Source organism: Microvirga sp. M2 (genome assembly GCF_047497095.1).
Classification (GTDB): domain Bacteria; phylum Pseudomonadota; class Alphaproteobacteria; order Rhizobiales; family Beijerinckiaceae; genus Microvirga.
Genome location: NZ_CP134064.1, coordinates 100,558 through 117,500, shown reverse-complemented (window position 1 = coordinate 117,500; position 16,943 = coordinate 100,558). Strand labels below are relative to the sequence as shown.

General features: G+C 61.4%; 17 protein-coding genes and 1 rRNA gene (1 of these 18 running past the window's edge). 10 read left to right on the top strand and 8 right to left on the bottom strand.

What is annotated here, in order from left to right; all coding sequences use genetic code 11:
- Positions 1-687 (bottom strand): 16S ribosomal RNA (locus RE429_RS20345) (it extends 801 nt beyond the left edge of the window).
- A gap of 1,051 nt (positions 688-1,738) precedes the next feature.
- Here RE429_RS20345 and RE429_RS20340 point away from each other — a divergent pair.
- Positions 1,739-2,293 (top strand): peroxiredoxin, encoded by a 555-nt coding sequence (locus RE429_RS20340; RefSeq protein ID WP_414475181.1) that lies wholly within the window; start codon positions 1,739-1,741, stop codon positions 2,291-2,293.
- Between the two features lie 9 nt (positions 2,294-2,302).
- A complete protein-coding gene (locus tag RE429_RS20335; RefSeq protein WP_414475180.1) occupies positions 2,303-2,848 on the top strand; it encodes a carboxymuconolactone decarboxylase family protein in 546 nt (181 codons plus the stop codon).
- Between the two features lie 402 nt (positions 2,849-3,250).
- Here the strand turns inward: RE429_RS20335 and RE429_RS20330 are convergent, their stop codons facing one another.
- The 5 genes from RE429_RS20330 to dctP all read right to left on the bottom strand — a co-directional run bounded on the left by RE429_RS20330 (position 3,251) and on the right by dctP (position 7,542).
- Entirely contained in the window at positions 3,251-4,153 is a 903-nt protein-coding gene (locus tag RE429_RS20330; RefSeq protein ID WP_414475179.1) for a shikimate dehydrogenase, read from the bottom strand.
- 5 nt (positions 4,154-4,158) lie between these two features.
- The gene (locus RE429_RS20325; protein ID WP_414475178.1) at positions 4,159-4,608 is read right to left on the bottom strand and encodes a type II 3-dehydroquinate dehydratase; all 450 of its coding nucleotides are present in this window, start codon (positions 4,606-4,608) and stop codon (positions 4,159-4,161) included.
- A 28-nt stretch (positions 4,609-4,636) separates the two neighbouring features.
- Positions 4,637-5,938 (bottom strand): TRAP transporter large permease, encoded by a 1,302-nt coding sequence (locus RE429_RS20320; protein WP_414475177.1) that lies wholly within the window; start codon positions 5,936-5,938, stop codon positions 4,637-4,639.
- Positions 5,935-6,453 carry a TRAP transporter small permease gene (locus RE429_RS20315; protein WP_414475176.1) on the bottom strand — a complete coding sequence of 173 codons (519 nt, stop codon included), beginning with the start codon at positions 6,451-6,453 and terminating at the stop codon, positions 5,935-5,937. Before RE429_RS20315 ends, RE429_RS20320 begins: the two co-directional genes overlap by 4 nt.
- Positions 6,454-6,549: 96 nt before the next feature.
- Positions 6,550-7,542, bottom strand: a complete 993-nt coding sequence (gene dctP / locus RE429_RS20310; protein ID WP_414475175.1) for a TRAP transporter substrate-binding protein DctP — start codon at positions 7,540-7,542, stop codon at positions 6,550-6,552.
- 196 nt (positions 7,543-7,738) lie between these two features.
- On the opposite strand from dctP, the gene RE429_RS20305 reads away from it, so the two are divergent.
- The 3 genes from RE429_RS20305 (at position 7,739) to RE429_RS20295 (ending at position 11,034) form a co-directional block, all read left to right on the top strand.
- Positions 7,739-8,407 (top strand): GntR family transcriptional regulator, encoded by a 669-nt coding sequence (locus RE429_RS20305; protein ID WP_414475174.1) that lies wholly within the window; start codon positions 7,739-7,741, stop codon positions 8,405-8,407.
- Positions 8,404-9,084: a GntR family transcriptional regulator gene (locus tag RE429_RS20300; RefSeq protein ID WP_414475173.1), complete on the top strand. Its 681-nt coding sequence runs from the start codon at positions 8,404-8,406 to the stop codon at positions 9,082-9,084. The genes RE429_RS20305 and RE429_RS20300 overlap by 4 nt, the downstream gene beginning before the upstream one ends.
- A 63-nt stretch (positions 9,085-9,147) precedes the next feature.
- The gene (locus tag RE429_RS20295; protein ID WP_414475172.1) at positions 9,148-11,034 is read left to right on the top strand and encodes a bifunctional sugar phosphate isomerase/epimerase/4-hydroxyphenylpyruvate dioxygenase family protein; all 1,887 of its coding nucleotides are present in this window, start codon (positions 9,148-9,150) and stop codon (positions 11,032-11,034) included.
- A 195-nt stretch (positions 11,035-11,229) separates the two neighbouring features.
- On the opposite strand, the gene RE429_RS20290 is transcribed toward RE429_RS20295, so the two are convergent.
- Together RE429_RS20290 and phnF are read right to left on the bottom strand one after the other, a co-directional pair.
- Entirely contained in the window at positions 11,230-11,592 is a 363-nt protein-coding gene (locus tag RE429_RS20290; protein WP_414475171.1) for a hypothetical protein, read from the bottom strand.
- A 700-nt stretch (positions 11,593-12,292) separates the two neighbouring features.
- Positions 12,293-13,015: a phosphonate metabolism transcriptional regulator PhnF gene (gene phnF, locus RE429_RS20285; protein WP_414475170.1), complete on the bottom strand. Its 723-nt coding sequence runs from the start codon at positions 13,013-13,015 to the stop codon at positions 12,293-12,295.
- A gap of 91 nt (positions 13,016-13,106) precedes the next feature.
- Here phnF and phnG point away from each other — a divergent pair, with 91 nt between their 5' ends.
- From phnG to phnK, 5 genes are read left to right on the top strand one after another with little or no spacing between them, the layout of a single operon-like run.
- Positions 13,107-13,568 (top strand): phosphonate C-P lyase system protein PhnG, encoded by a 462-nt coding sequence (phnG, locus tag RE429_RS20280; protein ID WP_414475169.1) that lies wholly within the window; start codon positions 13,107-13,109, stop codon positions 13,566-13,568.
- Complete coding sequence (gene phnH, locus RE429_RS20275; protein ID WP_414475168.1) at positions 13,568-14,164, top strand: phosphonate C-P lyase system protein PhnH; 597 nt, start codon at positions 13,568-13,570, stop codon at positions 14,162-14,164. The genes phnG and phnH overlap by 1 nt, the downstream gene beginning before the upstream one ends.
- Positions 14,165-14,167: 3 nt before the next feature.
- Positions 14,168-15,268 (top strand): carbon-phosphorus lyase complex subunit PhnI, encoded by a 1,101-nt coding sequence (locus RE429_RS20270; protein ID WP_414475167.1) that lies wholly within the window; start codon positions 14,168-14,170, stop codon positions 15,266-15,268.
- Positions 15,265-16,170, top strand: coding sequence for an alpha-D-ribose 1-methylphosphonate 5-phosphate C-P-lyase PhnJ (locus tag RE429_RS20265; protein WP_414475166.1), 906 nt, complete (start codon positions 15,265-15,267; stop codon positions 16,168-16,170). The genes RE429_RS20270 and RE429_RS20265 overlap by 4 nt, the downstream gene beginning before the upstream one ends.
- Positions 16,167-16,943, top strand: a complete 777-nt coding sequence (phnK, locus tag RE429_RS20260; RefSeq protein WP_414475165.1) for a phosphonate C-P lyase system protein PhnK — start codon at positions 16,167-16,169, stop codon at positions 16,941-16,943. The genes RE429_RS20265 and phnK overlap by 4 nt, the downstream gene beginning before the upstream one ends.

The window sequence follows — 16,943 nt, the reverse complement described above, 5'->3', positions numbered from 1 at the left end:
GGACCAGTCAGCCGCCTTCGCCACTGGTGTTCTTGCGAATATCTACGAATTTCACCTCTACACTCGCAGTTCCACTAACCTCTTCCGGTCTCAAGCCTTGCAGTATCGAAGGCAATTCTGTGGTTGAGCCACAGGCTTTCACCCCCGACTGACAAAGCCGCCTACGCGCCCTTTACGCCCAGTGATTCCGAACAACGCTAGCCCCCTTCGTATTACCGCGGCTGCTGGCACGAAGTTAGCCGGGGCTTCTTCTGCGGGTACCGTCATTATCGTCCCCGCCGAAAGAGCTTTACAACCCTAAGGCCGTCATCACTCACGCGGCATGGCTGATCAGGCTTGCGCCCATTGTCCAATATTCCCCACTGCTGCCTCCCGTAGGAGTTTGGGCCGTGTCTCAGTCCCAATGTGGCTGATCATCCTCTCAGACCAGCTACTGATCGTCGCCTTGGTGGGCCATTACCCCACCAACCAGCTAATCAGACGCGGGCCGATCCTTCAGCGATAAATCTTTCTGCTCTCGCACGTATCCGGTATTAGCCCAAGTTTCCCTGGGTTATTCCGAACTGAAGGGCACGTTCCCACGCGTTACTCACCCGTCTGCCACTGACCCCGAAGGGCCCGTTCGACTTGCATGTGTTAAGCCTGCCGCCAGCGTTCGTTCTGAGCCAGGATCAAACTCTCAAGTTGAACTTCAGAATTCGATCTCGACTGTTCGTCTTAAAACGCAAAATTGACAGAGCACCTCTCACTCCGGCCAAAACCGGAGCGGTGTACTCACCAAAAGCGCAAGACCTGGTCGATGTCTTGTTCAAAGCAGCCCCAAAGGGCGCCGCCGCAAGGACACCGCCGCCTGCGCTTCTTCTTCCTTCTTCACTTGTCAAAGAGCAAAACCCCGGTCCGAAGACCAGTCCCGGTCCGAAGACCGGAGCGAAACGCCCCGAAAGGCCGCCTCGCCGACGCGGCAGTCCCGAAGGCCGCCGCCGATGAAGAGCTGTCTAATCGAACATTCCGCCGCCGTCAACCGGCATCTGCAAAGAAAGTCGAAAGATCTTCGCAGTGTTCGTCCGGCACGTCATCGAACAGGCCAAGCAAAACCGTGCCCGGACAACGCAGGTCGCCCAGGCCGAACCGTCGAACGCCCCGAAGGACCTCGACCGATACTCAGGATTTGCCTCCAGAGGAGCCAGCCGTCCCGCGGAACACGCCGCAAAACCACAAGGCTCATGGATCAGGCCGAACACGACATCTCGGGCGAGCCTCTCCAACCTGCGACGGCCGGAGGCGGTTCGCCTGACAACATGACCTCGCTCCCGGGCAAGGGCTCGGGAACTGACGGTCAGCATATTCGAAAAAAGCCGCCCGCCACCTGTCGGGGCGGCGCGGGGAGGCGACACATAGTCGAATTCCCCCGCTTTGCAAGTAGGCACAACGTTTCATCCACAGTGCCGTGTGCGGTCGGCGCCGGCTGTGGATCAATCGAACGCACCGGTGACTCTAATTGTGGCTTCGGCGTCCACCCTATTGGCAGGAGCCTGGAACTGGTCCGGGCGTTCGGGTTGGAGCGGCGGAACTTTCTGGTCCAGGGACCCGGCTGGTGGAAGAGGGGCCGCTGCGTCGCCCAATTTCGGATGCCGGTTCGCTCGTCTCCATGACACGGCGATTTGTTCCGACGGATATTGACCTTTGCTCGCGGCTTTTGCATCACTGCGCCGCAAGTTCATGGTTATGGAGATTTCAGATGCTTGGTATTGGCGAGAAGCTGCCCGCGTTCTCGGTCACGGGCGTTAAGCCGAAGTTCAACGAGCATGTCGAGAACGGCGAGAGCGCTTTTGAGACGGTCACGGAAGCAAGCTTCCCCGGCAAGTGGAAGATCATCTTTTTTTATCCGAAGGACTTCACCTTCGTGTGCCCCACCGAGATCGCCGAGTTCGCGCGTCTGTCGGGTGAATTCGGCGATCGTGATGCCGTAATCCTCGGAGGTTCGACCGACAACGAGTTCGTCAAGCTCGCTTGGCGCCGGGATCACAAGGATCTCAACCGTCTTCCCATCTGGCAGTTCGCCGACACGAACGGCTCGCTGGTCGACGGCCTCGGCGTCCGCTCGCCGGACGGCGTTGCCTATCGCTACACCTTCGTGGTCGATCCGGACAATACGATTCAGCACGTCTATGCGACGAACCTCAACGTCGGCCGGAATCCCAAGGACACGCTGCGCGTCCTCGATGCCCTGCAGACGGATGAGCTCTGCCCGTGCAACCGCGAGGTTGGCGGCGAGGTCCTGAAGGCAGCCTGAGGAGTACCCATGTCGATCGAGAGCCTCAAGGAGAAACTGCCGGCCTTTGCGAGGGACGTGCGCCTGAACCTGTCTTCGCTTGCATCTGACGAAACACTGTCGGATCAGCGCAAGTACGGACTCTTCGTCGCCTGCGGGCTTGCGACCCGCAATCCCGTGGTCGCGGGAGCCCTAGAAGCGGAGGCGAAGGCGCACCTTTCGCCCGAGGCTCTCGATGCGGCTCGCGCGGCCGCATCGATCATGGCGATGAACAACGTCTATTATCGCTTCGTCCATCTGGCCTCGAACAAGGAATACGGTTCGATGCCGGCTCGACTGCGCATGAATGTCATCGCCAATCCTGGCGTCGACAAGATCGACTTCGAGCTTTGGTCGCTGGCAGTCTCGGCCATCAACGGCTGTGGTCTGTGCATCGACAGCCACGAGAAGGTCCTGCGCGAGGCGGGCGTGAGTGCCGCCGAGATCCACACGGCGGTCCGCTTCGCGGCCGTTATCCAGTCTTCAGCGCTTGCCCTCGAGGCCGTGGGAACACCTGCTCTGATCGCCGCGGAGTAGATCGATTGCGCTCATCCGGTGAAGGTCGGTGAGCGCAATCCAGAGCATGCGCTGAATGCAGCCCTTTCATGAGGCATATTGCATTGCAAATAAGTCGAATGCGGCCGATATGAGCAGCGGCTGATTTCAACACGGCACCGCTTTCTTCCTCCCGGCGCTGCCGTGTCGGCCGTTCCCTCTGGAAGGTTTTGACTGAATTGTCGGACCTCTACTTATGCCGGGCCTTTGGCCCGGCTTTTTTTATGGTGAGGGTATCGCCCGGTAATGGTTCGTCGCGACATGATGTCACGACGATATCCCAACGTCGGTCGCAGCGGATCAATTGGTTTCCGCCGACACGAGCTGACGGGCGTGGCTGCGCGCATATTGGCAACACCGCAGATGAAGTTTCACTCCCGGCTTCTACATCGCGTTGAAGTGTCGGAGCATCCGGGCGGCATCCGGTTCGCGGCCCGTGAAGAGACGGAAGGCGCCAACGGCCTGGAAGACGGCCATTCCGCCGCCGGACATGGTGCGGCAGCCATGAGCGCGCGCCTGGGCTAGCAGTTCGGTCTCCAGGGGAAAATAGACGATGTCCGCGACCCAGAGATCTGAGCGCAGCAGATCGTCCGGAACAGCCATGCCGGGATATTTCGCCATGCCGAGAGGGGTTGCATTGACCATTCCATCGGCCGTCGCCATGGCCTCGGCAGCAGGAATGCCGGTTGCCGCGCGGCCTTGGCCGAACCGTTCGCGCAATGTCGCGACGAGACTTCGGGCGCGGCCGTCATCCTTGTCGACGACAATGACTTTCGCCGTACCCAGTGTCAGGAGGGCATGGGCAACGGCCGCGCCGGCTCCCCCAGCGCCGAACTGAACCACACGGCCGCGGCGCACATCGGACAGCTCGCTCCGGAAGCTTTCCGCAAAGCCCCACCAGTCGGTGTTGTGCCCGACGCTTCGACCGTTCTTCAGCACCACCGTGTTGACGGCCCCCAGTGCCGCCGCTTCGGGCGACAACTCGTCGAGAAGCGGAATGATGGCCTGCTTGCAGGGATGGGTGATGTTGAGGCCCGCAAAGCCGAAATGCCGAGCAGCCTTGAGGATGTCGGGCAGGGCGCTCGCATCGAGCCCGAACATATCCAAATCGATCAGCTTGTAGACATATCGCAATCCCTGCTCGGCTCCCTCCCGCTCGTGAAGGCGCGGCGTTCGGGAGGCCTGGATGCCGGCGCCGACCAATCCGACGAGAACGGACGGACGATCCCCGACATCCCCGGCCTTGCCGATCCGGGATTCGGCTTCATGGGATGGCTCTTCCGTCATGGACATCAGGCCCCGGCTGGCGGCCCGCCGATCATGTCGGACATGGCCCGCACGGCCACGGAATAACCGTTCGTGCCGAGGCCCGCGATGACGGCCGTCGCTACCGGGGAGACATAGGACCTGTGATAGATCGGCTCGCGCTTGTGAATGTTCGAGATGTGCAACTCGATGATCGGACCTGAGAACATCTTCAGCGCATCCATGATGGCCATGGACGTGAACGTGAAGGCGGCCGGGTTGATGATGATGCCGCCGCCTTCGTCGATGGCTTCGTGAACCCACTCGACAATCTCATATTCCCGATTGGATTGACGGAAGACGATGGGGCGGCCAGACGCGGCCTCCCGGCACGAAGCCTCAACTTCTGTCAAGGTCGTCCGACCGTAGATCTCCGGCTCGCGGGTTCCAAGACGGTTGAGATTGGGACCATTGAGAATGTAGATCGGTTTGCTCATGAAGACATGTCTCTGCAAATGGGTCCAATCACCCCTGATAGCCGAACAGCCGTGGGAGCCAGAGGACGGTTTCAGGCACGAAGGTAAGGATCGCGAGCGCCACGATCATGGCGAAGAGGAATGGGAGCGTGTCGCGAACGATGTCGCGCAGCGGCTCCCCGGAGATGTTCGCCATGATGAAGAGAAGCAGGCCGTAAGGCGGCGTGATCAGGCCGATCATGATGTTCACAACCACCACGACGCCAAAATGCACAAGATCGATGCCGAGCGCCTGCGCGGTCGGAACGAAGACCGGCACGACGATGAGCAGGATCGCCGTTCCTTCCAGCACGCAGCCCAGCAGCAGCAGCAGAATATTGACCAGGATCAGGAAGCCGACCGGCGAGAGGTTCCATCCTGAGAGCAGCGCCTTCACGCCTTCGGGGATATTCTCGACGGTGACAACGTAATTGAATACGAGCGCGCCGGCGATCAGCATGCCGATGGAGGCCGTCGTGCGTGCGCTGATCGCCAGCGATCGGTAGAAGTCGCGCCAGCTCACACTGCGATAGAGACCGGCCGAAATGACGAGCGCATAGGCGGCCGCCACCGCAGCAGCCTCCGTGGGCGTCATCACGCCGCTGTAGATGCCGCCGAGAAGAACGACCGGCATCATCAGGGAAGGAAATGCTTCCCAGGTGATCCGCGGCAGCTTGCGCATGGGAACCGGCTTCTCGACCGGGAAGTTCTTGCGGCGCGCCGTGATGAAGACAATGATCATCTGGCTCAACGCCATCAGGAGACCCGGGATCACGCCGCCAAGGAACAGATATCCGATCGAGGCATCGGACACGAGGGCGTAGAGCACCATCGGGATCGAGGGAGGGATGATCGGTCCGATGACGGACGAGACGGCCGTCAGGGCCGCCGCATAGCTCGGCGTATATCGGCCGTCGCGGGTCATCATCACCTGCATCATGCGCCCAGTGCCGGCGGCATCCGCAATCGCCGAACCGGACATGCCGGCGAAGATGATGCTCTGCAGGATGTTGACGTGAGCCAATCCTCCGCGGAAGCGGCCGACCAGAGCGTTGCAGAACGCCATGAGCCGATCGGTCATGCTGCCGATGTTCATGAACTCGGCGGCCAGGACGAACAAGGGCACCGAAAGGATGACGTAGTTGGAATACATCCCGTTCAGGAGCTGTTCCGCGACCGTTCCCATGTCCAGTCCGGCCAGGTACAGGTACAGGATCGAGCCGGCGATCATCGCATGGCCGATCGGCAGCCCCAGCAAGGCGAGGAACGTGATCGCGACGACCGCGAGCGAGAAGGGGCTTGTCAGGGTCATACGCCGGAACTCGCCTTGGTGGGATCGAACTCGTCCGGTGTCACGCCGCGCAGCGCCTGCCAGCCGAGCCACATGTAGCGGATGATGCTGGCCACGACGAAAACGATGTAGATCGAGAACAGCCAGTCGAAGCGGATCTTGAGGTAGCTGGTCTTTTCCACCTTCATGAAGGTGACGTAATCCAGAACCGCCGGGAACGAGATGACGTAAAGTGCGATGAGCGCGACGGCGGTGACGACGCACATCACCCTGCGGGCACTGGGCCCGACCGATCCGTAGATGATATCGAAGCGGATCTCCTCGCGTTCGGTGATGACGAAGGCTGCGCCCCAGAGAACGAGCCAGATCCAGAGGATCACGCTCGCCTCATGCGTCCAGCCGATCGGCAGGCCGAGAACATACCGGAAGACGATCTGGAGGAGAAAAGCCAGGAACATCGCTGCCAGCATGGCGGCCACGATATTCTCGGCCCTTTGGGCAAGCCAGGAGCCTACCGCCCTTAACCCTGCGGTCATGGAAATCCATCCCTTGGTTCAGAAAGGGTCATCCAAGCATCGCTCGGAAGCATGGAGCCCGCCGGATACGCATGTCCGGCGGGCCCGGATCAGGCCTCACATGGCGTTGATCTTGTCCAGCATGCCCGGCGCCCAGCTCTTCGCGAGATCGGACGCGAGATACTTCTTCTGAGCGAAGTCGCGGAAGGCTTTCAGGTCAGGCGTATAGACGTCGAGGCCCTTTTCCTTGAAGAGGCTGACAAGTTCCGCCTCTTTCTTCAGGTGTTCCTGGGTGCTCCATTCGATCGCCTTGTCGGCTGCCGCCTGGAAGGCCGCCTGCTTCTCCGGCGACATGGCGTTCCAGACCTTGTTGGACACCGCCAGCAGATCGAAGCCGACAAGATGCGAGGTCAGGGCAATCTGCGACATCACCTCGTAGAACTTCATGTTCTGTACGTTCGGCAGCGGGTTGTCCTGCCCGTCGATCGCGCCCGTCTGCAGCCCCGTATAAACCTCCGCATAAGCCATGGGCGTGGGGTTCGCCCCGATGGCCTGGCCCAGGAACTGCCAGGCATCGCCGCCGGGCATGCGCAGCTTGATTCCCGCCATATCATCCGGCGTGTTGATCTTCTTACTCGACTTCAAGCCGACCTGGCGGGCACCGAAATAGGTGGGGCCGAGAATGTGAATGCCCAGCTGGTCCGAAGCCATCTTCTTCAGCTGCTGCCCGACATCGCTGGCGAACATCTTCTTCAGGTGGTCGGCATCGCGGAACAGATAGGCGGAGGTGACGATGGACCAGGCCGGGACCTGATTGGAGATGTCCTGCGGGGCGATGTTGCCCATCTCCAGGTTGCCCCGCTGCATGGCGACGAGCTCGGTGCCCTGCTTGAACAGGTTGCCGCCGTAATAGGGCTGAAGGTTGAAGCCCTGAGCCTTAACGTCCTCGCCGAACCGCTTCATCATCTCGGCCCGGATATCCTGCTCCGAGAATACGGCCGAGAACCGCAGGTTCGTAGGCGATTGGGCCGTGGCCGGCCCATCTGCGACCCACGTCAGAAGGGCTGCGCCTGCCGCGATCAGGAGGCGCCGATTGATGCTGAATGCCATGATTTCCTCTCCCTGTCGTATTGCGCATTGAACTGCGTCTTGGGCGGAACTATCCGCTCCGACGATTGTAAAATCAATAGGCATTTAGGAGATCATCTGATATTTTAGGTTTCGACATATGATCAGGGCCTTCCGAGGGCCGAGATCTTCAGCTGGCGGTGACCAGTGATGATGCTGCATGGGTGATGGTGGACGGATGAGCATCGAGCTGCTGGCGACATCCATTGCGGACCGCGCCTATGATCGGATCCGGGCGGATATCGTTTTCGGTCGTCTGAAACCGGGAGCGCGCCTCCGGCTGGACCGGTTGGCGGGCGATTATGGGGCGAGCGTCAGCACCCTGCGGGAGATCCTGAGCCGGCTGTCGTCGGAAAGTCTCGTGATCGCCGAAGGGCAGCGCGGCTTTCGGGTCGCTCCCGTTTCGCCTGCGGGGTTCGAGGATGTCGCGGCCATGCGGCTGCTCCTGGAAACCTACGCTCTGCCTTTGTCCTTCGCGGCCGGCGATCTGGAATGGGAGAGCCGCGTCGTGGCGGCCCATCACAAGCTCGCCTTCATGGAGCGGCAGATGTTGGGCGGCAATCAGCAGGGCACCGAACTCTGGAAGCGGTACGACCGCGAATTTCACCAGTGCCTGATCGAGGCCTGTGGCTCCCAGACCTTGCTCGACCTCTACGGTGGCGTCTTCGACCAGTACCTCCGGTATCAGATGGTGGCCGTCGTTTTCCGCGGAGAAATCGCGGCCGAGGAGCATCGCTTGCTGCTGCACTGCGCCCTGACGCGCAAGGCCGACGAGGCCTGCCGGCTGCTTACCCGGCATGTGAACGGATGTGTGGCCCACACACTTGAAAGCGGGGCGCTGGCATGACCGACGATGTGCAGACAATCGTTCAGCCCACGACGGTCGGCGAGAGCGCCTACCGGAAGATCCGGTCCGACATCATCTTCGGCAGGCTCGGCCCGGGCAAGAAGCTGAAGCTCGAGCGCTTGAAGATCGATTATGGAGCCAGCGTCAGCACGCTCAGGGAGATCCTGAACCGCCTTCACTCCGAACGGCTCGTGGTGGCCGAGGGGCAGAAGGGGTTCGAAGTGGCGCCCGTCTCGATCCCGAATTTGAGAGAAATCGCCGCTCTCCGGCAACTCCTCGAATGCCGCGCGCTGGAGCAGTCGTTCCGGGCCGGCGATATGGATTGGGAAGGCCGGGTCGTCGCCGCCCATCACCGGCTCGCCAGGATGGAAGAGCGGATGGCGGACGGAGACACAAGCCACACCGAGGAGTGGAAGCGCTACGATTGGCAGTTTCACCAGGCGCTCATCTCAGCCTGCGGATCGAAGATGCTGATCGACAACCATGCGGCAGTTTTCGACAAGTACCTGCGCTATCAGATGATCGCCCTGAGCTACCGCGGCGAGGTCGCCGCCCACGAGCATGCTCTTCTTCTGGAATGCGCGCTTGCAAGAGATTCCGCAAGGGCCTGCGAGGTTCTGACCCGCCACGTTGCCGGCGGCGTCGAGCATGCGCTCGCAACGGGAACTATCAGCTAAAAAAGAATCGGGTCGCTTCGACGCCACGCTCCCGATCTTTTGAGAGGACATGGAACGACGAGCATGCGCACAGCCATCGCGACCGTTTGCCTGAGCGGCACCCTCCCGGAGAAGATCGAGGCCATTGCGGCTGCGCAATTCAAGGGTGTGGAGATCTTCGAGAATGATCTTCTCTCCTTCAACGGAACGCCCGCCGACGCCCGGCGCATGATCGAAGGCCTTGGCCTGGAGACCATTACCTTTCAGCCGTTTCGCGATTTCGAAGGCATGCCCGAGCCTCAGCGATCCAAGGTGTTCGCCCGCGCCGAGCGCAAGTTCGACGTCATGGAGGAACTCGGTTGCGACCTTCTGATGGTGTGCAGCAACGTCTCGTCGGATTCCCTAGGCGGGATCGAACGGGCGGCCGCGGATTTCCATGAACTCGGGGAGCGCGCCGCCAAGCGCGGCATGCGCGTGGCTTTCGAGGCTCTGTCCTGGGGCCGGCACATCCACGATTACCGCGATGCCTGGGAAGTGGTCCGGCGTGCGAACCACTCGGCCGTCGGGCTGGTGCTCGATTCCTTTCATGTGCTGGCGCGGGCGACCGATCTGTCCGCGATCCGCTCTATTCCATCCGATAAAATCTTTCTCGTGCAGATGGCGGACGCACCGAAGCTCGCCATGGATTATCTCTCCTGGAGCCGCCATTACCGCTGCTTTCCGGGACAAGGCGACCTGCCGGTCGATGAATTCATGAATGCCCTCCATGCAACAGGCTTCGATGGGCTCCTGTCCCTGGAGATCTTCAACGACCGTTTCCGGGCCGGCTCCGCCCGCAGCGTCGCCATCGATGGGCAGCGCTCCCTCATTGTCATGCTGGATGAACTGCGCCTGCGCACGCAAGCGGTCATTCCCAACCTGCCGGAACTCCCATCCAAGGCGACCTGCTCGGGCGTCGAGTTTCTCGAATTCGCCGTGGACGAGCGCAGCGCCGTCGGCTTCGAGCAGACTTTATGCGGCCTGGGCTTCAAGAAGGCCGGCCTCCATCGTTCGAAGGCTGTGACCCGGTGGCGGCAAGGCGACATCAACATCGTCGTGAATGCGGACAAGGAGGGCTTCGCTCATTCCTTCAATATCACGCATGGCACCGCCGTCTGTGCCTTGGCGCTGCGCGTCGACGATGCGCCGGCAACCGTGAAACGTGCGATGACCCTCCTGGACCAACCCTTCCAGCAGCCGGTCGGCCCCGGTGAGATGAATATTCCGGCGGTCCGCGGTCTCGGCGGCAGCCTCCTGTATTTCGTGGACCACAAGACGGGATTGGATCGGCTCTGGGATGTCGATTTCGAGCCTGTGGAGGCAGACGACTTCACGGGAGTCGGGCTGCGCTCCGTCGATCATGTCTCCCAATCGATGCATTACGAGGAGATGCTCACCTGGCTTTTGTTCTACACGTCGCTCCTCAACGTACGGAAGACGCCGACTCAGACAGTGATCGATCCGGGCGGCGTGGTGCAGAGCCAGGCTGTCGAGACCCGTGACGGCTCGCTTCGCCTGATCCTCAACGCATCGCAGAGCCAGCGTACATTGTCGTCCCGGGTCCTGAACGATCTCTTCGGCTCAGGGGTCCAGCATATTGCCCTTGAGACGGGCGATATCCTTGCGACTATCGGACAACTCAAGGCGAATGGGGTCGCTCTCCTGCCGATCCCGGAGAACTACTACGATGACCTCGAAGTGAGAAGCGATCTCTCTGCAGAGGATGTGAAACAACTTCGGGTGAACAATATCCTGTATGACCGCGAGGGAGAGGCCGAGTACTTTCAGGTCTATACCGGGACTTTAGGAGGCGGCATTTTCTTCGAGATCGTGGAGCGGCGCCGTTATCAGGGCTATGGTGCGGTGAATGCACCGATCCGACTGGCGTCCCAGACACGTCTTGCATCTGCCGTTATCGTTCCAGGGCTATGAGGCTTCGACAAGTCCGGACCTGCCGTGAAGGCCCAGCCGGTATGACGACATATCAGACCGCGATGCACCGCGAATAGCTTCCTGAGCCTTTCGCAATGGGGCGCTTTCAGACTTTCTTCCCGAGCATTGCGGTCCTGGGGGAGGGCTCCAGGACCGCGCCGTTTGCAAAAGGGGCATAGGGACGAAAGGACGGCTTCAGCGCACCAGGCCGGGCGGGGCGACGTAATCGATAGGCCCGAAGGGGTTGCGGGCGCCCACAAACGGGCCATTGGTGATGGGATCGGGCAGAACGTGGGACAAGCCAAAGACCTCCCGGCTCTGGCCATAGGGCGGGAACAGCATGTAGGACTGCACGATCCCGTAGCCGGTATAGCCCGGATTGATCGAGCCGACCGGGACGACGTTGCCCGGGTTAAGGAAGCTGCGCGGTGTCACGCGCAGAACCAGCGGGCGGCCCTGCCCGAGGGTTGACCGCCTTTGGGATTGAGCCTCCGCCTGTAAGGGGATAGCCAGGAATGAAACGCACGCAACGGTCATCACGACGGATATGGAACGCATCGGCAATCCTCCTCGACACGAGCATGGTCTCGCGGGAGCCCCCGTTGCAGGTTTCTTCCACAGCATCGGGTGTGGAATCGAACCCACATTCTATGCTGTAAGTCTCTATCTTGAGAATCATTTCACGCAGAACCGGTTCCCACTTTTGCGTTCGATGCTCTCATCACTCATGTTTCACGCGACGGCACGCCCAGACGCTTGGCATGCGTGAGAGGACATCTTGGACGGTTATCCCACACGACAACCCCAGGCCTACTATTGAGGTAGCGTCATATCGCACGTGGCTTGAGCCTGCGCGTTATATCCGGGGCTCGGGGCCCCATACCCCCCAAGCACCGCCATGTCCGGCGCCTTCCCGAGCGCTTTCGTTTACTGACCCGCCCGGTGGATACCCCGGCGGCGTCCCGGCAGGCCGGCGAAAGCTGCCTCGGGACGCCGGCCCGCAATTCGCCCTGTCCGTCGCGTGCGAAGATCTGGAGCCGACACGTCTCGGAAGCAGCATCATGGTCTGGCTGTACCGGCAGCGCAGACGTGCCCGGAGGGCAGAGATCTCCTCGTCGGTTCCCCCGGCTGGGTATCGGCAACGACCTTGGTGCTGTTTCACAATCTTGATTCCCAGAAGCGCTTGTCGGGCGTTCGCTCGATGACCCTTGGTTCGGATGGAAGTATCCGAAATGTTCCCGGCAAGGTCCGCTGAATGTCAGCTCTGGAGCATCACCAGTTCCACCCGATCCGCCAGAAACTTGGTTCTGATAAACTGCACCGGCTGCCCTTCGAGGTCCACATCGATCGCTCGACTGATCAGGACGACGGCATCGGCTGCGCAGCTCATGAGCTCGGCGTCCTTGGCGGAAACGCGCTCTGCCGTCAGGCGGGTCTCCCGGCGGCGATAATCGCCAACTCCTTCGCGCCGCAACGCTTCGGTGATGGAGCCGGTTTCGGCATAGGCGTCGACGATCCCTGGAAAACGCTCCGCCGAAAAGTATGATGTCGAGCGCGAGAGCGGAACGCCGTTCGCAACCGAGAGGCTGTCGAGACGGTGAAGGCGCGTGCCGACGCGGCATTCGAGAAAGGCCGCCATCACCGAATCCGACAAAACGTAGTCGGATTTGATGAGCCGGCCCGAAGGCTCCAGCGATTGCTTCAGCATGTTTTCGGAAAATCGTGTCCGTGAGCCGATGGGATAGACGATGCGCTCCGGCTTGTTGCTGACGAACGTGCCGCGCCCACGCTCCACGCGCAGCAATCCGTCTGCCGCCAAAGCCGCAATGGCACGGCGGACCGTATGGCGATTGACGCCATAACGCGCTGCCAATTCGACTTCGGACGGCAGAGCATCCGAAATGACGCCGTCACCGATATTGCTGCGGATGTCGTCCGCCACCCGCCGCCAGCGTGTGACGCCATCTCCGTCCGGGCTCATCGACACCACCTTCCTCAAAACGTCATCGGCTTGTCACGGTAGATCCGGTAAACCATAGACATGAATAGTTGTCTAGACAAATAGACAAGTGATGAGCCGAATGCACCATTTCAATGAAGACCGGAAGCGGCGGCTGGATCTCCTGGCCTCCAGCGCTCAGGCCGATCTAGCGGAGCGATACGCTGCGCTGGAGCCCACCGCCCCCCCGGCGACACCCGTCCGTGGCCCTGAAATCGGCACGGTCATGCTTCGCGGGCGGGCGGGCGGCGGCGGTGCGACCTTCAATCTCGGCGAGGCCACGGTGACCCGAGCCACCGTCAAGCTCGCAACAGGCGAGGTCGGTCACGCGATCGTTCTCGGCCGCCACCCTCAGAAGGCGAGCATCGTCGCGCATCTTGATGCGCTCTCCCAACTTTCGGACTGGGTCCAGGTCATCGAAACCAATTTCGTGACGCCGGCGCTGGCGGAACAGGACGCAGCGCGGATACGGCAGGCCGAAGAGACCGAGGCCACGCGCGTCGACTTCTTCACCATGGTTCGCGGAGAAGACTGATGACGGCGACAACCCTGGTGGACGGCGGGTTCACCGCCCCGGTCTTTCAATCGCAGGCTGTGTTTCGGCTGGTGATGGACGCGATGGCGCAGCCGGGCCTCATCGTCGATGTGGGCTGGCCGGTCCAAGCGCCTGCGCCGCTCGAGCCCGCAGCGGCGGCCTTCCTGGCAACGCTCGCCGACTATGATACCCCGGTCTGGTTTGAAGACCGCGGTGCACATGCAGCCGTGTCGTGGCTGACGTTTCATACCGGAGCCGCTGTCACCAAGGACCCTTCGACGGCGAGTTTTTCAATTCTATCCCCGAAGAGTCCGGTCGATAGCTGGTCGACATTCGCAATGGGCACGCTCTCCTACCCCGACCGGTCCGCGACACTGCTTTTGCCGGTTGAAAGCCTGCGCGGCGGCACGCCGCGACGAATCCGCGGCCCGGGAATTGAAACTGTCGCCACGATCGCACCGTGCGGACTGCCGGACGGTTTTGCCGAGGCGATGGCACACAATGCGGCACGCTTTCCGCTCGGCTTCGACCTGCTGTTGATCTGCGGCAGCGAATTGCTCGCACTGCCGCGCACCACCCGTCTTGTGGAGGCTTGAGTCATGTATGTCGCGGTTAAAGGCGGAGAGGCGGCGATTTCGAATGCACATCGTCTCATGGCCGATCGCCGGCGCGGCGATCGCGATGTGCCGGCGCTCTCCGTCGCGCAGATCGTCAATCAATTATCCCTCGGCGTTGACCGCGTGATGGCGGAGGGGTCCCTTTACGATCCCGAGCTTGCGGCGATGGCCGTGCGCCAGGCGCGTGGCGATCTGATCGAAGCGATCTTCCTCCTACGCGCTTATCGGACCACATTGCCGCGGTTTGGCGATGCGTGTCCTATCGATACGAACAGGATGCGCATTGAGCGACGCGTCTCCGCGACCTTCAAGGACATCCCTGGCGGCCAGCTTTTGGGACCGACTTTCGACTACACGCACCGCCTGATCGACCCATCCATGGCCGGTGACGAAGCAGTCGCGGATCCGGTCCGGCGGGAGCGCTCCACAGATGAGAGCTGCCCGCGGGTGACGGATCTTCTCGATGGACAAGGGCTGATCGAGCCTGATGTCCCGAGCACTGATGAACCGGGCGACCTGACTCGTGAGGCGATTGCCTATCCTGTCGGACGCGAGATCCGCCTGCAGGCCTTGACGCGCGCCGACGAAGGCTTCCTGCTTGCTCTCGGCTACTCGACGCAACGTGGCTACGGTCGGACACACCCCTTCGTCGGTGAGATCCGTATCGGCACGGTTGATATTGAACTGGACGTGCCGGAACTTGGCTTTGCGGTGTGCGTCGGTTCGATCCGCGTCACCGAATGCCAGATGGTGTCGCAGTTCAAGGGAAGCGCCGATACGCCGCCGCGTTTCACAAGAGGTTACGGGCTCGTCTTCGGGCAATCCGAGCGCAAGGCGATGGCCATGAGCCTCGTTGACCGCGCGCTGAGAGCCGACGAGTTCAACGAGCAACGGCTGGCTCCGGCGCAGGACGAAGAATTCGTGCTGGAGCACTGCGACAACGTACAGGCGACCGGCTTCGTCGAGCACCTTAAGCTGCCTCACTATGTCGATTTCCAAGCAGAGCTCGAGTTGCTTCGAACCTTACGCCGCGAGACCGAAACGGTGAGTGACAACACACCAATGAGCGAGGCAGCAGAATGAAGAACCCCACCCTGCCTGCCTATAACTTCGCCTATCTCGACGAGCAGACCAAGCGTATGATCCGGCGTGCGATCCTGAAGGCGATCGCGATCCCAGGATACCAGGTTCCGTTCGCCTCCCGTGAGATGCCCATGCCTTATGGTTGGGGCACTGGCGGAGTCCAGGTCACCGCGTCGGTCCTCGGTCCGGACGATGTGCTCAAGGTCATCGATCAGGGCGCCGACGATACCACCAATGCGGTGTCGATCCGGGCCTTCTTCGCCAAGGTTGCGAATGTTGCGACGACGACCCGAACAGCCGATGCGACGATCATCCAGACCCGCCACCGTATTCCCGAGACGCCTCTGACCGAGGGACAGGTCGTCGTCTACCAGGTGCCGATCCCAGAGCCGCTTCGCTTCCTCGAGCCGCGCGAGACGGAAACACGGGTCATGCACGCGCTGGAAGAATACGGATTGGTTCACGTCAAGCTTTACGAAGATATTGCGCAGCATGGCCATATCGCCACGACCTACGCCTATCCCGTAAAGGTCGAAGGCCGGTATGTCATGGACCCGTCGCCGATCCCCAAGTTCGACAATCCGAAAATGCACCGCTCGCCAGCCCTGCAGCTTTTTGGTGCCGGCCGGGAGAAGCGGATCTACGCGCTGCCGCCCTTCACCGATGTGGTCAGTCTCGACTTCGAGGACCACCCATTCACTGTCCAGCGCTTCGACTCCCGTTGCGCGCTTTGTGATGCCCACGACGTCTATATGGACGAAGTCATCACGGACGACCGCGGCGGGCGCATGTTTGTCTGCTCCGACACGGACCATTGCGAAACCCGCCGGTCCGAGGGGTATCAGGGAGCAGGCCTGCCGCAGCATGGCACCAGGAAGGCCGATTGGGAGGCCGCGGAATGAACAGCGAACCGATCCTTTCCGTCCGCAAGCTGGAGAAGCGCTACGGCGACTTCATCGGCTGCACGGACATCTCCTTTGATGTCTGGCCGGGCGAGGTTGTCGCGATCGTGGGAGAGTCAGGCTCGGGAAAAACCACCCTGCTCAACTGCATTTCCACGCGGATGGAGAGAAGCAGCGGAGAAATCCGGTACCGGATGCGTGATCGAAGGTTCCCGGATCTCGCGGAGCTGAGCGAAGCCGAGCTCCGCTTCCTCATGCGGACGGACTGGGGTTTCGTTCACCAGAACCCGGCAGACGGCTTGCGGATGCGCGTATCTGCGGGTGCCAACGTCGGTGAACGGCTGATGGCGGTCGGTGACCGTAACTATGCCGAGATCAGGCGCCGGGCCAGCGACTGGCTGGAACGCGTCGAAATCGCAGCCTCCCGCATCGACGATAGGCCGGTGGCTTTCTCGGGCGGCATGCGGCAGCGTCTCCAGATTGCGCGCAATCTCGTGACCCACCCCCGCTTGATCTTCATGGATGAGCCGACCGGCGGCCTCGACGTATCGGTCCAGGCGCGTGTTCTCGACTTGCTGCGAATGCTGGTCTCGGACCTCGGTTTGTCGGTGATCATCGTGACCCATGATCTGGCTGTCGCCCGGCTTCTGTCGCAGCGCATGATCGTCATGAAGAGCGGGCGGATCGTCGAGCAGGGGCTGACCGATCGCGTCATGGACGATCCGAGCCATCCCTATACCCAGCTTCTCGTCGCCTCGATCCTGGAGAACTGA